Raw genomic sequence first — 17,014 nt, 5'->3', positions numbered from 1 at the left:
ATGGAAAATGCTGTGACATACCACGTTGATGACAAAAGAGCCGCTGTCATCACATTGAATCGAGCGGAAAAACACAATGCGTTTAACGACGAAATGATCCAAGAGCTTACTGCTCTCTTCGAACGCGCGGGTCATGATGACTCTGTGCGAGCGGTTATCTTGCGTGCCGAAGGAAAAAGTTTCAGTGCTGGTGCTGATTTAAACTGGATGAAAAAAATGGCAAGTTACTCGGAGCATGAGAACGAAAAGGACGCTCTTGCTCTAGCAACAATGCTGCAGACACTCTACACCCTTCCAAAGCCAACAATCGCAAGGGTTCAGGGCGCCGCATTTGGCGGAGCCGTTGGGCTTGTAGCTTGTTGTGACATAGCGATTGGAAGCAAATTAAGCAAGTTTTGCTTAAGTGAAGTAAAAATAGGTTTAATTCCAGCCACCATAAGTCCCTACGTTATTGAAGCCATGGGCGCTCGCACTTGTCGACGTTACTTCCAAACAGCGGAAGTTTTTTCTGCACGACGAGCCCGAAGACTTGGGCTTCTTAGTGAAGCGGTGTCTGAAGATGAATTAGATAGCACCATTGATAATATTGTATCGAACATCATAAAAAACGGCCCGAATGCAACAGCTCAAGCCAAATCACTCGTGCAATGGGTGTCAAGTCAGGAAATTAACGACGCCCTTCTTCCTCAAACAAGTAAATTGATTGCGTCCATCCGAACGTCTCAAGAAGGGCAAGAAGGGTTAAGCGCTTTTCTCAATAAACGCAATGCATGTTGGGTGGAGGCTCAAAATGATAAATAAATTATTAATCGCTAATCGCGGTGAGATAGCTTGTCGCGTTATCAAGACAGCCACAACATTAGGTATTAAGACCGTTGCGGTATATTCTGATGCTGATAAAAATGCAATGCACGTGAATATGGCGGATGAGGCAATTTATCTAGGTGCTAGTCCATCTAAAGAGAGCTATTTGAAAGCCGAACTAATTATTGAAAAATCAAAAGAGCTCGGTGTTGACGCAATTCATCCTGGATATGGTTTTCTTTCCGAAAATGCTAAGTTCGCTACACTCTGTGCTGAAAACAATATTATTTTCGTTGGTCCACCGGCATCAGCAATAGAGGCGATGGGCTCAAAGTCTGCAGCCAAAAAAATTATGGAAGATGCTGGGGTACCACTCGTACCTGGCTATCATGGTGATAATCAAGACGAATCAACTTTAAAAGCGGCAGCGGATGAGATGGGTTACCCTGTTTTATTGAAAGCAGCTGCAGGTGGCGGTGGTAAAGGAATGCGTCAAGTTTGGAGTGGCTCAGAATTCACCCAAGCGTTAAATGCAGCTAAACGAGAATCAATGGCCAGTTTTGGCGATGATCATATGCTCGTTGAAAAATACCTTACTCGCCCCCGTCACGTTGAAATCCAAGTATTTTGTGATGAACTCGGTAATGGTGTTTACCTTTTCGAGCGTGACTGCTCGGTGCAAAGAAGGCACCAGAAGATAATCGAAGAAGCCCCTGCCCCCAATATGTCTCAAGAAATTAGAGAGAAAATGGGGGAAGCTGCAATAAAGGCAGCTAAAGCGATTAACTATGTTGGCGCTGGGACAGTAGAATTTCTTCTCGATGAAGATGGCTCATTTTATTTCATGGAGATGAATACGCGTTTGCAGGTTGAGCATCCTGTTACCGAAATGATCACTAATGAAGATCTCGTTCAGTGGCAATTAACCGTCGCGGAAGGTAAAGCACTACCTAAAACACAGCAAGAGTTGGTACTTTCTGGCCATGCATTTGAAGCACGAATTTATGCTGAAGATCCAGATAACGAATTCTTGCCTTGCACCGGTACACTAAACTTACTCAGGCCGCCCGTTCAAACTGAAGTAGTGAGAGTAGATACGGGTGTAAGAGAAGGCGATGAAGTTAGTGTCTACTACGATCCTATGATCGCCAAACTGGTTGTTTGGGGCGAGTCTAGAGAGATTGCGCTAAAAAGATTAATTCATGCATTGAATAACTACTACATAGAGGGTTTATCAACAAATATTAGCTTCTTGAAAAGGGTTGCTAGTCATGATGCTTTCCAAAATGCGGAGTTAACAACAACCTTTATTGATAAGCATAGTGACTCTTTATTTACGAGTGAAAACGAAAGGTTCTCTCAATCTATTCTTCCTGTCATGACACTACTGACCATTTTAAAAAGACCAAGTCACCTGTCAGAAAGTGATAATTCTTCAGCCCCTTGGCAGAAATCAGGACCATGGAGATGTAATTCACACCACCGAGAAACGATTGATCTTTTGGTAAAAAATGAGGTTATTTCCGTCACGGTTACCTACAGCAATGATGAGCTTTTACAGATTTTTAAAATGCAAATAGGGCAAAATGAATTTACTGTAGAAGGTGTGGTCAACGAGAATCAAATTCGCACTATCGTAAATGGCCACAGAACTTCCCATGTGTTTTCCGCTGTGAACGGTGAGTATACACTCTTCAACAAAGACACCCATATCTCATTTTCAGTTGTACCTCCTTCACTCGGTGAAGAGCAAAATTCAGACAGTGATGCTGCCTTAGAAGCACCAATGAATGGGACAATAGTTGCACTTTTGGTTGAGCCCAATGCCCCAGTAGAGAAAGGGCAACCTATACTCGTTATGGAAGCAATGAAAATGGAGCATACAATAACAGCTCCGCAAGATGGGGCCGTAGAAAGCTTTTTCTATCAGCCAGGAGAACTGGTGGATGGCGGTGCAACCTTGCTCTCGTATCAACCCAAAAGTGCTGGGAACAAGGAGGACTAATGGCTTTTCCGTCACAAGTTTCGATCGTTGAAGTTGGTCCGCGAGACGGCCTTCAAAATGAGAAACAGATACTGAGCGTGGAAGACAAAGTGCGACTTATTGAAAGTTTGTCTGCAACTGGGCTAAAAAGGATAGAAGCTGGAAGCTTTGTCTCACCCAAGTGGGTTCCTCAAATGGGAAATTCAATGGATGTCTTTACTACACTTAACCGTTCAAAAGACGTCACTTATTCCGCGCTAACCCCAAACTTAAAAGGTTTAGAATCTGCGCTATCAGTGGGTGTCAAAGAAATAGCAGTCTTTGGCGCTGCTTCGGAATCTTTTTCACTAAAAAATATAAATTGCTCTGTTTCAGATAGCCTTAAGCGGTTCGAACCCGTTGTTGAGCTAGCACGCGCCAATGGCATAAAAGTACGAGGCTATGTTTCTTGTGTGATGGGCTGCCCCTATGAAGGAAATATTGCGCCTACGTCTGTTGCCTCAGTATCAAAGGCAATGCTTGATATGGGGTGTTATGAAATCTCCCTTGGCGATACGATTGGCACTGGCACTCCTTCACACACAAAGAGGCTGTTAGATGAAGTACTTAAGTATCTACCATGTGAAAAAGTTGCGGCTCACTTTCACGATACTTACGGACAAGCACTGGTAAATTTATACACCGCTCTCGGATATGGCATCGCTACGATTGATTCCTCCGTCTCGGGTTTAGGTGGATGCCCATACGCTAAGGGTGCCAGTGGTAACGTCGCGACCGAGGATGTGCTGTATATGTTAAACGGCATGGAGATCTCTACGGGTGTTGATATGGCTAAGCTACTAAATACATCAAAGTTTGTAGCGAAGCTTCTTGGCCGACCGCCAGTATCAAAAGTTGCAAACGCGCTTTGCGCATAGCAAGACCAACTAAACGGCAGAGACCTTTCAAAGGGTATCTGCCCTTTTTAAACATGGAATTTATAACTAATACTATTTGCCCTCCTCTAATTTAATGAGATAGCTTCAAGTCCACCCGTTATAGAAGATTGTCAGATTACAAAGTAGATAGCGATTGGCACCTAAACCAAAGCATTGGGTGTCAAACATCTGTTGAGTCAAAAGCAAAATCATTGCTTTTATCTAGGATAAGCTATTAAAAACGGTCCGTTGTTCAGGTTTTACTTATCTATTTAAGTGTTAAATTTAAGCTATGTTTCATCAATTAAACCTTGTCATGGCACAAAGCAGAAAATCCCTTATTTGTCTTGAGAATACCCCCTATTACCATTGCGTAACACGATGTGTGCGCAAAAGCTTTTTATGCGGTTTCGACAGAAAAACAGGACAAAATTATGAATATAGAAAAGCTTGGATAGAAAAACGTATTCACTTTCTAGCAGAAGTATTCTCCATAAAAGTCTGTGCCTACGCGGTGATGAGCAATCATATACACCTTGTTTTGTACGTTGATAAAAATACGGTCCAGTCTTGGTCTACTAAAATGGTACTGTGTCAATGGCATAAATTACATAAAGGTTCTGCCCTTACGCGTAAATTTCTTCAAAATGAAAAGCTTTCCGAGTCGGAATTAGAGATGGTAGAAAAAACAGCCGAATTATACCGTCAACGGCTTTTTAGCATTAGTTGGTTTATGAGGGATCTTAATGAGTTCATTGCGAGAAAAGCCAACAAAGAAGACGATTGTACAGGCCGTTTTTGGGAGGGACGTTTCTTTTCTCAAGCACTTTTGGATGAGCGAGCGGTCATAGCATGCATGGCCTATGTTGATTTAAACCCAATAAGAGCCGGAATAGCACAATGTTTAAACACATCACAATACACCAGCATTCGGCGTAGAATAAAACTTGATTCAAATGGTGAAAAGTCCGTAGCCTTTGTGCCATTTTCAGAGCAAACGGAGACAAAGCTGCAGTTTAGATTAAGCTTTAGTTTCAACAATTATTGTGAATTATTGGTCAACTCTATATCAGTATGCAATAAGGCAGAGCATAGCCACACATTAGCGGTCACTGGCATTACTTCAAAAGTCAATAAGTTCGGTTTTAAAGAGTATCAATGGCAAGCGCTTGTAAAACACTTTGGAACGCTATTTGGCGTTGCGATAGGCAGCCCACAAGCGCTCAATAAATTTAAACAGCTTACCGCCAGAAAGAGAATCATGGGCATGGGCGCTGCTAAACTACTCTTCAGATAAAGTCTATTTTTCGTTTGTTAAAAACAGAGTCGACAACGTTGCGAGTAACAGCATTGCTGTCATTACATAAACAACTGAAAATGGGAGCATGGGTGTTAATAAAGCATAAATTGCGCCAAAGGCTAAGAGGATAAAGCCAATCGCTGTATTAGAAAACCCAACTAATTCCGTCCTCTTTTGCCCACTTTTCACGTCCAAACTGTAAGTTTTTCTCCCTGATCTCACACCCGTGTGAGCAACTGAAAGAACAAAAAACAGTCCCGCAGAAATCCATAAACTCGGAGAATCTATGAATAACAAACCAGCACATGCAATAAATGCCAAAGAGCCGGCAAGCTGTAGCGTCAACTTGGCACTTTTGTCTGAAATGTTACCCCATATGTATGACGATATAAGTGCTGCGAGCGCTTCTGAGGCAATGTATATAGGCAAAAGGTCAGATGCTTCACTCTGCTTTTCTAGCATAAAATAAGGGGCTACTAGTGCAGAATGAACAAAAAGCCCTCTTACGAGAATAAACTTAATCACATCTTTATCAGCTTGTAATTTAAACGCACTTTTTTCTGCTATTTCTACCTCTGTTTTAAGTGGCCACATCCAAATTAACGTAAAAGCGAAACACAAAATACTGATTGCCAGCATCATTGTTATTGCTAGCTGATCCAGCTTTTCATCGAAACTAACTAAAGGCAGTGCAATAAGCAGCGTACAAACTCCGGATATGGTAGCAGCCTTACCTAATAACTTCCCACGCTCGCCCTTAGCGGCTACATCCGCTGCAATGTCCTTAAGGGTTAGTGAACAAATTGACCGTCCTAAACTTAGTGTTGCTAGAAAACTAAGTACCAATACCCCCGTGGTTATCCCAGAAGAAAAATAAAATGAAATAAGCACGGCGGTAATAGAGAAGAGTTGAACAAACATGCCGATGCGCCACACTTTATGTCGATAAGGCTTTTGGCTAAGGTAAATGCTAAGCAGCGCCTGAGGAAGCAGCGCACCGGATTCTCGAATTGGCACAAGCCAACTTATCATCCATGCTGGTACTCCTGCCGCTAGCATCAGCGCTGTCAGGGTTGTCTTGGCCGAAATAAGGAGGTCAGCAATCTTGTTGAATGAAAGCCCGGTGATGAGACGTTGTTTGTTATCCACGATACGGTAGAAAATTTGTTTTCTTCTTATACATGAAGGCCTTTCTCACAGATCATCTATGCATGCTATTTATTAGTCTTGGTTCTCTACTACTGTCTTCAAATTTTCTAGGCCCAACTCAAAATCGGGACCAATCATTGAATCCATCAACAAAACAAAGTAACGATTAATAGGGTTGTTATCTACCACTCCTTCATCCTTCCATACAACCCTACTGCCTTCCGGGCTTTGAGAAATAGAAACAACGCCTGTCGACCCCATATCGAAATCTGGAAAATAAAGACGATAAACGACTTTGCTGTTATGTTCTAATTGGGTAATTTCCATTTCGCCGTTTCCTTCGGTCTCACTTCTCCATACCGACCGCATTCCTATTGCACGGTCAGGGCCGAAGTAATCAAGCTTCATATTCGGGTCTCGCTTAAACCACACTCCCCATTTTTGCCACTCTTTCAAATCTACAATGTAGGGATAAACATCTGAGGGGGCTGCCTCAATTACTACTGAACGCTCTACACTGTATTCCTTCGGTAAAACAAAGCTAATAGCAACTAACAGCGCAATAAGTATTCCTATAAAAATTAGTAACTTTCGTAAGACGCCCATAATTAAACTCCAATGCAGTAGTGAACATTAAATATAACATTTAATTAACATATGTCACTTTTCAAAAATAATGATTTTTAAAGACTGTCTCATAGCTTAAATAGCACAAACGTCATAACGCATCATTTCACTTAGACGAAGTAGTGGGTGTCTTGTTTTCCTTAGAAACTGTTGGATGTCTTCGTTGTTCATTTGGATGTCTGCGTAATGCATAAGTAAGAAGTCACTCTCACTACAGTGCTATGACCTACCGGTTAATAATATTGCATAAACCTGGTTACCAAGTATCTGAGAACACCGTAAGTATACAAACTTGACTGTCTTTCTAATTGATCTTGTGTAATATGGATTGAGCGAATGATTATCTTTACAGGCTACACCGATTTTTCGTGTTAGCTCTCCCCTATTTAGTGTTTATTTTTACCAAATTAAATTTATCGTTTTGTTACAGGAGTTTTTAGGAAATGGCAGACCAGAGTTCTCGTTATATCAGTAACCTAACACGCGATACATATGCTTTAATTTTAGCAGGTGGTAAGGGTTCAAGGCTGCACGAGCTCACAAATTGGCGTGCAAAACCCGCGCTTTATTTTGGTGGTAAATTTCGAATCATCGATTTCCCTTTATCGAATTGCGTAAACTCGGGAATTCGTCGTGTTGGCGTTGTTACACAATACAAGTCGCATTCACTCATACGACACCTTGTTCGTGGTTGGGGCCACTTTAAAAAAGAACTTGGTGAATCAGTTGAAATATTGCCCGCGTCTCAGCGCTTTTCAGACAACTGGTATGAAGGTACAGCTGATGCAGTATTCCAAAATATAGATATCATTCGCGATGAGTTGCCTACTTATGTCATGATTTTATCAGGTGACCATATTTATCGAATGGACTACGGTGATATGCTGGCTAAACACAAAGAGTCTGGTGCAAAGATGACCGTTTCCTGTATGTCCGTACCTATCGAGGAAGCTGCAGGGGCTTTTGGCGTGATGTCTGTAGACGAAAATTATCGGATAAACGGATTTCAAGAGAAGCCAGCGAATCCAGCCCCCCTCCCTAACGATAGCTCTCGCTGCCTGGCGTCGATGGGCAATTACGTTTTTGACACAGAGTTCCTTTTCGAGCAGTTGCGGGTTGACGCTGAGAATATGGGCTCCCAAAGAGATTTCGGTAAAGATATTATTCCATCAATCATAGCAGACCACCCCGTATATGCTTATCCATTCGAAAAAAGCGGCGGAGATAACGCTTACTGGCGAGATGTGGGCACTATCGACTCGTTCTGGGAAGCGAATATGGAAATGGTGGCACCAGTACCTCAATTGAACTTATATGATAGAAAATGGCCCATATGGACATATCAAGAGCAACTCCCCCCTGCAAAGTTTGTTTGGGAAGATCATGACCGACGTGGTGAAGCCATTAATTCCGTGGTATCTGGCGGATGCATCATTTCAGGTTCAACACTGAGATCCTCCATTTGCTTTTCTAACGTAAGAGTACACTCTTACGGCTTAATTGAAGACGCCGTTATCCTACCCGATGTTGAAATAAAGCGTCATTGTAAACTGAAGAAAGTGATCATTGACAGGGGGTGTGTCATTCCCGAGGGCACCACCATTGGCTATGATCATGAACAAGACCGTTCTCGCGGGTTTCGAGTATCTGAAAAAGGAGTCGTCCTTGTTACGCGAGAAATGCTAGGGCAACCTGTTGGTGGATTAATTAAAGCGAAGTAGATTAGTCAATTAATCCACCGATATTAAGGCTCAGTTCGAGAACGGTTGGGCCTACTCTTTGTTCCATTCATTTAAAGTGCTAGTAATAAATTCAGCAACCATCTCTGGTTGCTCTAGAGGAAACATATGCCCTCCAGGGAGTTGAGTATGTTCAATAGCGTTTTGTTTCATTAAGCGCATGTACATTTCAGGTTTACATACGTTACTTTTATTCCCTGTTACCAGGACCGCTGGACATTTCAGTTTTCCAGTATATTTGGCTAGATTGTGTGGTACGTTTCTGAAGAGTGCTGCTTCAACGTCTGCTTTGAATGTCAGTGAAATATTGTCGCCTTTACGCGCTGTTACTGCTGTTACGTAATCTCTCACACATCGCTTGTCCATATCTCTAAATAACGATTTCCCGTGAAAATACGCCACCATATCTGTAGAGCTTGGCCATGATGTTTTTCTAGTTTGCGCTAATTTTGCTGGAGTAAGTTTATTAATCAAAGGCGTGTATTTAGCGAATTTAAAAAAGTGACTTAGCGGCCCAACAACTAATGGCGGATCGAATAAGATAAGCCCTCTAAACAACTCGGGAGCCTCACAGGCTGCCATGTAAGTCACTACAGCACCAAACGAATGTCCTATCCCGTAAACACCTCTAGGATCTTTGTTTTCTTTTTTTACGTGCCTTATCAACTCAAGTACTTGGTTACGCCAATTTCCATTAACCGGTAACGCGGGGTCGTGACCAAAACGTTCTACATGTATACGGCGAAAATGCCTTGGGAGGGCACTAAATAATGTGTTGTAGCTGCCGGCAGGAAACCCGTTTGCATGCGCAAAATGAAAGCTTAGTTCAGACGAGGTCAAATTTTTGCTCCAATTAAAACTAATAAGGGGGCGTACACTGCCCCCTTTGCGTCGCGCGCAATAGTACTATAACCCTCTCGATTCCGCCATTTCCCAGTCTTTCACGATTTTAGTGCTCGTCCATAGAAATACAGCGATAGAAAGCGTATAGGGCACAACTAAATATATCAAAGCTTGCCGTAAAGCCTCTGTTTCACCGAGTTCAGGGACAAGTGCCTGGCTAATTATCCCAGTCAAGGTAGGCCCGCCACCAAGCGCTATAATGTTAAGTACAAAGAAAAACAAAGCTGTAGACATTGCTCTAACGTTCAGCGGCGCCAGTGTTTGTGCCATGGCAAAGCTCGGCCCTAAATACGATCCACTGGTGAACAACAACAACGCCATCAAACCTACCGATAACCATAAGTCAGTTACCTGTAGTGAAATATATAATGCGGGAAGACCTATTATCAGCATTATTGCAGGCAGCAACGCGTATGCTTTTTTATTGTGCTTACCCCAGCGATCTGCAATGTAGCCGCCTAACCATACGCCTGAAGCGTAAGCCGTTCCATTGATAATTCCAAATACAATTAGCAGCTGTGTAATATCAAGCCCGGCAAAAGCGCGCACATAATAATCAATAACCCACGTAGAAATAGCATAATTGCCAAACGATCCAAATGAAATACCAAGTGCCATCCCCCACCACGTCGGAATTTTTAACAGCATTTTTAAAGATGCTTTTACACTTGGCTTATTGACGCCGTCAGCCTGTTGTACCGATGCTGTGCGAGCAGGCTCTTTCACCGTGAACTTGAGCAATAAAGCCAGCAATACGCCTGGTATTCCTACGCTGTACATTACTATTCTCCAGTCGGCAGAGCCTCCCTGGAGAAAAAATGCCGATGCAAAAAATGCAAGCATGACACCAAAAGGAATTCCTAACGAGTAAATGGCAAGTGCCCCGGCCCGTTTTTCTTTGGGAAATAAATCGGAAATTATGCTGTGTGATGGTGGGCTACCTCCCGCCTCGCCTATTCCCACCCCAATTCGGGCTAATGCTAACTGAAGATAGTTCGCTGCAAGCCCTGATGCGGCGGTGAAACCACTCCAAAGCGTCAAAGATATAGCGATAATATTGACACGGCTATACCTGTCAGCCAACCATGCTATGGGTATCCCCATTACTGTATAAAGCAACGCAAAGTAAATCCCCTTTAGCCAACCTAATTGCGCATCATCTAAACCAAGGTCCGCTTTGATAAAGGGTGATAAGATGCCAATAATCTGTCTATCTATAAAGTTAAAGGCATATACCAATGTAAGAATAAATAACACATAGTTTCGATAACTTTTGGATGCTCCTGCCGAGCTAGCAGAAACCCCTTCGACATGCGATTGGGCCATATCAGTCCTTATTAATGATGGAATCCCAGTCTAAGCATCTGGTTAAAAAAATCACAACTTATTGTTACTTATTTGTTAACATAACGAAAATTTCTAAGAGAGTCTTTTCGTCGTCTAGGGGTTGAGGTAGGATTACAACTCTTCCACTCATCAGACCACATGAAATCACATGACAGTAGACGAACTTCTCAATATCCCGCAATTATCTCAAACATCTGAAAACTCATGGAAAGTGGATGGCTTAATTATACCCAAAACGTGGGGCCAAGGCAGAACTGCATTTGGTGGTATTTCTGCGGGCATGCTTTACAGTGCGGTAAAGCAACAAATTACCGATAAACGTGTTTTACGGTCCTTTACCACAAACTTTGTTGGGCCACTGGCATTAGAAACGCCATTTTCAATAGAAGTAACACTACTTAGAACCGGTAAGAATGTTTCACAGTTCACCGCTCATGCCATTCAAGAGGGAAAAAGCTGCGTTTTTTCACAAGCCTGCTTCGGTGTCGCGAGACAATCTTCCATTAACGTGATTAACACCGACACGCACGAGATGCCAGCCCCTAATAAAGCCAAGTTTATTCCTCAAATTCCCAAAGTGACACCGAAATTTTTGCGGTATTTCGACTTGGCGATTGAAGACGGTGGCATACCATTTACGCGAAGAAAAACCAGTCACTATAATGGCTTCATGCGTTTTAAGCATGCGCCCGAGTGCATAACAGATGCACACATTATTACTATGATAGATGCATGGCCTCCAACGCTTCTTCAAATGATGAAATTGCCAGCGCCCGCCAGCACTGTCAGTTGGAACCTTGAGTTCATTCATCCACACAAACCCGTCACGCCAACAGACTGGTTTGCTTACAAAGCGCATACTCGGCAAGCGGCTGATGGCTACGGGCATACAGAGGCAACTATCTGGGATAAAGACAATGAGGTTATAGCGATCAGTCGCCAAACAGTGGCAGTGTTTGACTAGTCGCTTGCGCTAATTACTTCAATAAAGCATGAAGGCATTGGGATTAAATAACGATATCACCGAAATACACTGCAAGTTGGTGATATCGAGTGCATCTTCTAGGTCTTCACGCTCTAATGAAAGTGGCTCATGAAGTTCGGGCTTTAAATTGTGATAGCTAGGATAGATCTCTGGATTTACATTATCCAGCGCTAACACGTAGGAAAGTTGTAGTATCTGTTGATCGACACTTTTCGAGCCGCTGTCTTCCGTTTTATGTATCGTTGAAATGGGCGCGTAGATGGATTCTGGTATGCCCCACTTCTCTGCTAATCGCGCAGACAATGCAGCATAAGTAAAACCCAACACGCCAAATTGTAGTTCAGCAGGTGTTACACGCGCATTAAATGCCTGACAGCGTATTGCTGAATCTCGCATTATAGACACCACTACCAGCTCGCCAATATTATGTAGTAAACCAGCCACGAAATAGCGCTCTGGCTCTCGGATATTGCGCATATCAGCAAAATATTTAGACAACAAACCACAAGAGACGCTTTGCTCCCAAAATTTATCTAAATCAATATCTTGGCCATCAACATCACTGAAGGCTTGACTCACGCCGTAAGCTAAAGCCAAATCGTAAGTCGACCGAGTTCCAACAACCTGAACCGCTTTTGAGATAGTATCTATCTTGTTGGGGAAACGATATAAAGCAGAGTTAGCAACACGTAACAGATGAGTAGCAAGAGAAGGATCGAATGAAATGATATCCCCGATATCATTGATGCTAGACGCCTCATCATCCATGCAAGCTTTCAGGCGTGTGACCGATTCGGGCAGTACAAATAAATTTTCCGCTTTTGATACGATTTCATCTAGATTCATTTGTGCACTTTTCTCCGATGCAGCTCGCAGTCGTTGATATCGATTTTCAGAAATGCCTATTAATTATGTATAGGTCGAATTTACTTGCTGGTCAATATTTTACGCCTAGTAAAAAAGTATGACTTCTACAGCAAAATTAGATGGTTTTGTTCCATAAACTGTTTTGGCTTATGGCTTTTTTGTTTTCCTTATTGAGAAAGAAGTATATCTTTTACAACCCTCTACATATACAAGCAATCTCTTTTTATCAAAAAATCTCATTGTAATAGATTTTTAGCATTAGCTATTTTAGGGAAAAGGAACGCAAGTGGATGCGTTAGAAAACGTGATAAACTATTAACAGAAATAAACAGCTAAATTGTGTAACTAAAGATGCTAAAAACAGTGGTAATTGGGTATGTATGGCCCGAGCCGAAATCGTCTGCTGCCGGACAAAACATGCTTTCGATTTTAAAATCATGTCGTCAAGCCGGATTTGAATTGACATTTCTCACAGCAGCAACAGACAGCGACCACAAAGCCGACCTGGCATCATTAGGAGTAACTTGCCAGCAAGTTGCCCTTAATTGCAGTAGCTTTGACCACCTTATAAAAAAAATAAATCCAGACATTGTAATATTTGACCGCTACATGACGGAAGAGCAGTTTTCATGGCGCGTAAAGGAGAGTTGTCCTAACGCAGTCAGGATACTGAATACCGAAGATCTTCACAGTTTGAGGCAAGCACGCCATGACAGCGTAAAACGTAATGGTGATGCCCTTGCAGCCGACCTGAATACTGAACTGTCTCAGCGAGAAATCGCTTCAATATTACGCAGTGATCTTACCCTTGTTATTTCTCACCACGAATTGCATTTGCTGACAGACCACTATCGGGTACCACCAAAACAGCTTTATTACAGCCCCCTGCCCGTCCAAAAACATGTCAGCGAATTACCTACCTTCGAAAATCGGTCACATTTCATACATATTGGTAACTTTCGTCATGCGCCGAATTGGGACGCTGTACTTCAATTAAAACAGCACATATGGCCTGCTATAAAACGTCAGCTTCCTGATGCTGAACTGCATATTTACGGCTCCTATTTACCCAAAAAGGCCATGCAGTTACACAACAGCAAGCAAGGCTTTTTAATAAAGGGCTGGGCAGATAATGCCTGTGAAGTGATGAGTAACGCAAAGATTTTAATCTCCCCTATCCGCTTCGGCGCAGGTATAAAAGGAAAGCTTCTTGACGCAATGGTTTGTAAAACACCAAGCATCACCACATGGGTTGGGGCTGAAGGGATAATACATAGCGATGAAGCTCATCACACCTGGCCAGGAAAAATTTGCCCGGCGGTATTAGAAAAAGAAGGGGCAGTAGAGGAATTCGTAAGCGCTGCGGTTAATCTGTACTCAAATTATCAATCTTGGCTATCTGAAAGCGAAAAAAGTGAGTTTGTGCTCAAACGATTTGTTGAAAACGTACCAAAAGCAACACTTACAGATATAATGTTGGAAATTGCTAATAATATTGATGTCCATCGCAAGCCGCTATTTTTACAGGGCCTGGTATGGCATCAAACCCTAACCGCCACAAAATATATGAGTCAGTGGATAGAGGCGAAAAACAAAAGTTAAAGCACTTTTAATCGGTCAATGACTGATTTAATTCCGTTTCCACGAGACTGACTCAAGTAACGCGTCAACTGACACTGCCTTAGATAGGTATCAAAATCAAACACCGCTCTTTGCACGGGTGTCAGTTCGTTTGCTTTTTCAAGTAGAACTGCCAGTACACCCCTGATAATTTTACTGGGTGAATAGGCGTACAACACGCCTGCTTCTGTTTCAATACACAACCAAACAGGGCTTTCACAACCTTCAACTGCGTTTTTTTCATTACGCATTTCTTCTGATAGAGGTTGCAATGACTTTCCGGCTATCATGAGATTGCGGGTAAATAAGTCCCACCCTTTCGACTGAGCCAAGGAGCGTGCGAGGGGTAATAAGTCATTGTCTTGCATTAAAGTATTCCCTAGCTAACAGTTAAAAAATCAACCGTTAATTATCAAACGCTGCCAGTAAATCATTTGCTGTCATTACGAGATTTTCAGCATCGCTTGTGGTAGGAAACATCACGAGTTCTACGCCGTTTTTTTCTAGCCCCGGCAGCCATGTCGATTTAAATTCATCTAGCGTAATACTTACGCTTTGCCCCTCAATACCATTCATCGATATAAACGTGTCGGTCAAATCTTTATGAGGAAAGATGGGAAGCTGCACCTGTTGTTCTCCCTCAAACATAACAAATCCCTCAGCCCCTTGAACAAGCCACAATTCTTTTGACTTTTCTGCATAGCTTACCACCAACTCTTGTCTATCTTCTGCAGTTAACTTCATTGCTTGTTCAATGACGGCGTCACTCAATTTTTCCGATATGGTTTCTGGGAACACAATTTCTACCTTTCAACAAATTTGCCGCAAGTATACTCACAAAGTGCATTGGCGCAATAAACAACGCCAAATCTTTCGCTGCATTATAAGGGTGTAAATCACAAAGAAGGGCTTTTGTTAAACACTACCGTTGAATTGCTACTAAATTAAAGACAAACAAGATATTGATTTTCAAATACATAGACACCCATAATAAGGCAGAAAACGCACGTACTTCTTCGTACGTAAATGATGCTAAAAGACACCTGTTAAGAACGCTTCGCAATATTAGGTTCAATACTTAAAAATATGCACCATGTAACTGAAAGTAGAATTACAACGTACCAATGCAAAATTTATTTACGCAACTCAAACAAGACACCCAAGCGAGTCACCAAGCTTTAGAGGACTCTTATCCGTTTAATCTCTATCATAACGAACAAACGTTTTGCCTCGAGACTTATCGCGATGTGCTCTGTGTGATGGGAATTTTTCACCAATGCGTTCAACGCGCAGTTAAGAAAGCACAAAGATTTCACCCTTTTTTTGTCAATACCGGCTTTCTTAATACAGAGGAAGTGTTAAACGCAATACAACAAGACACCCAACAAATAAATAAGCTGTTGAAAGAAGCCGATAAAACAACACCACATCAACATTTTTGCGGTAATCTAGCAGCCACCGATACAACACAATTGGCGCTGATAAATGATGGCCTATTTGAGTCATCGATTACACAAGCAATTTCAGGTATGTACGTTTGGTTAGGCTCGTCAATGGGGGCTAATGTTATTTTAAGGCGCTTACAAGAGTTGCAACGTTCAATCCCCACGAACTATTACCGTTGTATGGCAAGTTGCGCCAAGTCTTGGGTGTCATACAAGCAAGGTGTAGATGAATTATTGCCGGAGTTTACTGATAAGACTGAAGATTTTGCTAGCCGCGTTGTAAATGACGCGAATGACTGGTTCGAAATTCTTATTAATTTAGGTAGTCAATCCCAAAAAAATGAGAAGTTCACACACTCAACCTGATATAAATAAACTTAATCAATATCCTCTCTATAATGCTCTATCATTAGGCACTTAGCCATTAATTGCTTGTGATAATTCTGGTAAGCTCTTGTTTTTCGCATTTCGACATAAGTATTAAACAGCATGAAAGTTATTTCTTTTAATATCAATGGTATTCGCGCTCGTCTGCACCAGCTTCAAGCCGTCATTGATAAGCACGATCCAGACGTCATAGGTCTTCAGGAAATCAAAGTACACAATGAGCAATTCCCGGTTGATGCAATAGCATCTATGGGCTACCACGTGCATTTTCACGGTCAGAAGAGCCACTATGGCGTAGCGTTTCTTTCTAAAAAAGAGCCCATCTCAGTTTCAATGGGTTTCCCAACAGATGATGAAGATGCTCAACGCAGGATGATAATGCTAAAAACCACGGATAGTTCAGGGCAGCCCGTAACAGTGCTCAACGGCTATTTCCCGCAAGGCGAAAATCAAAAGCATGAGACCAAGTACCCAGCAAAGCGAAAATTTTACCAAGATTTAATGGCTTATTTAAATAACCATCACTCGCCTGACGACAACATAATTGTTATGGGTGACATGAATATCTCTCACACTGATTTAGACATTGGTATTGGGGAAGAAAATCGAAAGCGTTGGTTACGAACCGGTAAATGTAGTTTTTTGCCAGAAGAAAGAGAGTGGCTGAATACCTTGTTAGATTGGGGCTTTGAAGACAGTTTTCGCACTTTGAATCCTGGCACTAACGAGAAGTTTTCATGGTTTGATTACCGCTCAAAAGGCTTTAACGACAATCGAGGCCTGCGAATCGATTTGATCCTAGCCACCAAATCGCTCCATGAAAAGCTTGAATTAGCAGACATCGATTATGAATTAAGAGGAATAGAAAAACCTTCAGATCATGCCCCAATTTGGGCGACCTACGCGGTTTAAAGAACTCAAGATAGCGAACGAGGAGTAG

General features: G+C 42.2%; 16 protein-coding genes. 9 read left to right on the top strand and 7 right to left on the bottom strand.

From position 1 onward, the window contains the following. The 4 genes from BK026_RS03100 to BK026_RS03085 all read left to right on the top strand — a co-directional run bounded on the left by BK026_RS03100 (nt 1) and on the right by BK026_RS03085 (nt 5,002). Nucleotides 1-801 (top strand): enoyl-CoA hydratase/isomerase family protein, encoded by an 801-nt coding sequence (locus BK026_RS03100; protein WP_071817462.1) that lies wholly within the window; start codon nt 1-3, stop codon nt 799-801. Continuing rightward, a complete protein-coding gene (locus BK026_RS03095; RefSeq protein WP_071814499.1) occupies nt 791-2,809 on the top strand; it encodes an acetyl/propionyl/methylcrotonyl-CoA carboxylase subunit alpha in 2,019 nt (672 codons plus the stop codon). The genes BK026_RS03100 and BK026_RS03095 overlap by 11 nt, the downstream gene beginning before the upstream one ends. Further along, nucleotides 2,809-3,705, top strand: coding sequence for a hydroxymethylglutaryl-CoA lyase (locus tag BK026_RS03090; RefSeq protein WP_071814498.1), 897 nt, complete (start codon nt 2,809-2,811; stop codon nt 3,703-3,705). The genes BK026_RS03095 and BK026_RS03090 overlap by 1 nt, the downstream gene beginning before the upstream one ends. A 316-nt stretch (nt 3,706-4,021) precedes the next feature. Beyond that, on the top strand, nt 4,022-5,002 hold the full coding sequence (locus tag BK026_RS03085) for a transposase (RefSeq protein WP_071817461.1): 981 nt from the start codon (nt 4,022-4,024) through the stop codon (nt 5,000-5,002). 3 nt (nt 5,003-5,005) lie between these two features. On the opposite strand, the gene BK026_RS03080 is transcribed toward BK026_RS03085, so the two are convergent. Together BK026_RS03080 and BK026_RS03075 are read right to left on the bottom strand one after the other, a co-directional pair. Further along, nucleotides 5,006-6,037, bottom strand: a complete 1,032-nt coding sequence (locus tag BK026_RS03080) for an MFS transporter (RefSeq protein ID WP_256253644.1) — start codon at nt 6,035-6,037, stop codon at nt 5,006-5,008. 189 nt (nt 6,038-6,226) lie between these two features. Further along, complete coding sequence (locus BK026_RS03075; protein WP_071814496.1) at nt 6,227-6,760, bottom strand: SRPBCC family protein; 534 nt, start codon at nt 6,758-6,760, stop codon at nt 6,227-6,229. 464 nt (nt 6,761-7,224) lie between these two features. Between BK026_RS03075 and glgC the strand changes: the two genes are divergently transcribed. Further along, nucleotides 7,225-8,502, top strand: coding sequence for a glucose-1-phosphate adenylyltransferase (gene glgC, locus BK026_RS03070; RefSeq protein WP_071814495.1), 1,278 nt, complete (start codon nt 7,225-7,227; stop codon nt 8,500-8,502). A 51-nt stretch (nt 8,503-8,553) separates the two neighbouring features. Here the strand turns inward: glgC and BK026_RS03065 are convergent, their stop codons facing one another. Together BK026_RS03065 and BK026_RS03060 are read right to left on the bottom strand one after the other, a co-directional pair. Further along, a complete protein-coding gene (locus tag BK026_RS03065; protein ID WP_071814494.1) occupies nt 8,554-9,360 on the bottom strand; it encodes an alpha/beta fold hydrolase in 807 nt (268 codons plus the stop codon). A gap of 66 nt (nt 9,361-9,426) precedes the next feature. After that, nucleotides 9,427-10,749, bottom strand: coding sequence for an MFS transporter (locus BK026_RS03060; RefSeq protein ID WP_071814493.1), 1,323 nt, complete (start codon nt 10,747-10,749; stop codon nt 9,427-9,429). Nucleotides 10,750-10,918: 169 nt separating this feature from the next. Here BK026_RS03060 and BK026_RS03055 point away from each other — a divergent pair, with 169 nt between their 5' ends. After that, the gene (locus BK026_RS03055; protein ID WP_071814492.1) at nt 10,919-11,734 is read left to right on the top strand and encodes an acyl-CoA thioesterase II; all 816 of its coding nucleotides are present in this window, start codon (nt 10,919-10,921) and stop codon (nt 11,732-11,734) included. Between the two features lie 18 nt (nt 11,735-11,752). Here the strand turns inward: BK026_RS03055 and BK026_RS03050 are convergent, their stop codons facing one another. Next, nucleotides 11,753-12,601, bottom strand: a complete 849-nt coding sequence (locus BK026_RS03050) for an HDOD domain-containing protein (protein WP_071814491.1) — start codon at nt 12,599-12,601, stop codon at nt 11,753-11,755. Between the two features lie 372 nt (nt 12,602-12,973). Here BK026_RS03050 and BK026_RS03045 point away from each other — a divergent pair, with 372 nt between their 5' ends. Further along, a complete protein-coding gene (locus BK026_RS03045) occupies nt 12,974-14,224 on the top strand; it encodes a glycosyltransferase (protein ID WP_071814490.1) in 1,251 nt (416 codons plus the stop codon). On the opposite strand, the gene BK026_RS03040 is transcribed toward BK026_RS03045, so the two are convergent. Together BK026_RS03040 and BK026_RS03035 are read right to left on the bottom strand one after the other, a co-directional pair. Continuing rightward, on the bottom strand, nt 14,221-14,610 hold the full coding sequence (locus tag BK026_RS03040) for a SufE family protein (RefSeq protein ID WP_071814489.1): 390 nt from the start codon (nt 14,608-14,610) through the stop codon (nt 14,221-14,223). The genes BK026_RS03045 and BK026_RS03040 overlap by 4 nt on opposite strands. Nucleotides 14,611-14,647: 37 nt before the next feature. Further along, nucleotides 14,648-15,040: a DUF2750 domain-containing protein gene (locus tag BK026_RS03035; protein ID WP_071814488.1), complete on the bottom strand. Its 393-nt coding sequence runs from the start codon at nt 15,038-15,040 to the stop codon at nt 14,648-14,650. Between the two features lie 326 nt (nt 15,041-15,366). Here BK026_RS03035 and BK026_RS03030 point away from each other — a divergent pair, with 326 nt between their 5' ends. Continuing rightward, nucleotides 15,367-16,053, top strand: coding sequence for a hypothetical protein (locus tag BK026_RS03030; protein WP_071814487.1), 687 nt, complete (start codon nt 15,367-15,369; stop codon nt 16,051-16,053). Nucleotides 16,054-16,176: 123 nt separating this feature from the next. Further along, nucleotides 16,177-16,986, top strand: a complete 810-nt coding sequence (gene xthA / locus BK026_RS03025; protein WP_071814486.1) for an exodeoxyribonuclease III — start codon at nt 16,177-16,179, stop codon at nt 16,984-16,986. Nucleotides 16,987-17,014 lie beyond the last annotated feature (28 nt).

This window comes from Alteromonas sp. V450 (assembly GCF_001885075.1).
Lineage (GTDB): Bacteria > Pseudomonadota > Gammaproteobacteria > Enterobacterales > Alteromonadaceae > Alteromonas.
Note: the sequence above shows the minus strand (reverse complement) of the source record. Positions and strands in the feature narration are given on the sequence as shown.

Bases quoted from the DNA above. Each gene is read 5' to 3' on its own strand.
- BK026_RS03100 (WP_071817462.1), top strand. From the start codon at position 1: ATGGAAAATGCTGTGACATACCACGTTGATGACAAAAGAGCCGCTGTC.
- BK026_RS03095 (WP_071814499.1), top strand. From the start codon at position 791: ATGATAAATAAATTATTAATCGCTAATCGCGGTGAGATAGCTTGTCGC.
- BK026_RS03090 (WP_071814498.1), top strand. From the start codon at position 2,809: ATGGCTTTTCCGTCACAAGTTTCGATCGTTGAAGTTGGTCCGCGAGAC.
- BK026_RS03085 (WP_071817461.1), top strand. From the start codon at position 4,022: ATGGCACAAAGCAGAAAATCCCTTATTTGTCTTGAGAATACCCCCTAT.
- BK026_RS03080 (WP_256253644.1), bottom strand. From the start codon at position 6,037: ATGATAAGTTGGCTTGTGCCAATTCGAGAATCCGGTGCGCTGCTTCCT.
- BK026_RS03075 (WP_071814496.1), bottom strand. From the start codon at position 6,760: ATGGGCGTCTTACGAAAGTTACTAATTTTTATAGGAATACTTATTGCG.
- glgC (WP_071814495.1), top strand. From the start codon at position 7,225: ATGGCAGACCAGAGTTCTCGTTATATCAGTAACCTAACACGCGATACA.
- BK026_RS03060 (WP_071814493.1), bottom strand. From the start codon at position 10,749: ATGGCCCAATCGCATGTCGAAGGGGTTTCTGCTAGCTCGGCAGGAGCA.
- BK026_RS03055 (WP_071814492.1), top strand. From the start codon at position 10,919: ATGACAGTAGACGAACTTCTCAATATCCCGCAATTATCTCAAACATCT.
- BK026_RS03050 (WP_071814491.1), bottom strand. From the start codon at position 12,601: ATGAATCTAGATGAAATCGTATCAAAAGCGGAAAATTTATTTGTACTG.
- BK026_RS03045 (WP_071814490.1), top strand. From the start codon at position 12,974: ATGCTAAAAACAGTGGTAATTGGGTATGTATGGCCCGAGCCGAAATCG.
- BK026_RS03040 (WP_071814489.1), bottom strand. From the start codon at position 14,610: ATGCAAGACAATGACTTATTACCCCTCGCACGCTCCTTGGCTCAGTCG.
- BK026_RS03030 (WP_071814487.1), top strand. From the start codon at position 15,367: ATGCAAAATTTATTTACGCAACTCAAACAAGACACCCAAGCGAGTCAC.
- xthA (WP_071814486.1), top strand. From the start codon at position 16,177: ATGAAAGTTATTTCTTTTAATATCAATGGTATTCGCGCTCGTCTGCAC.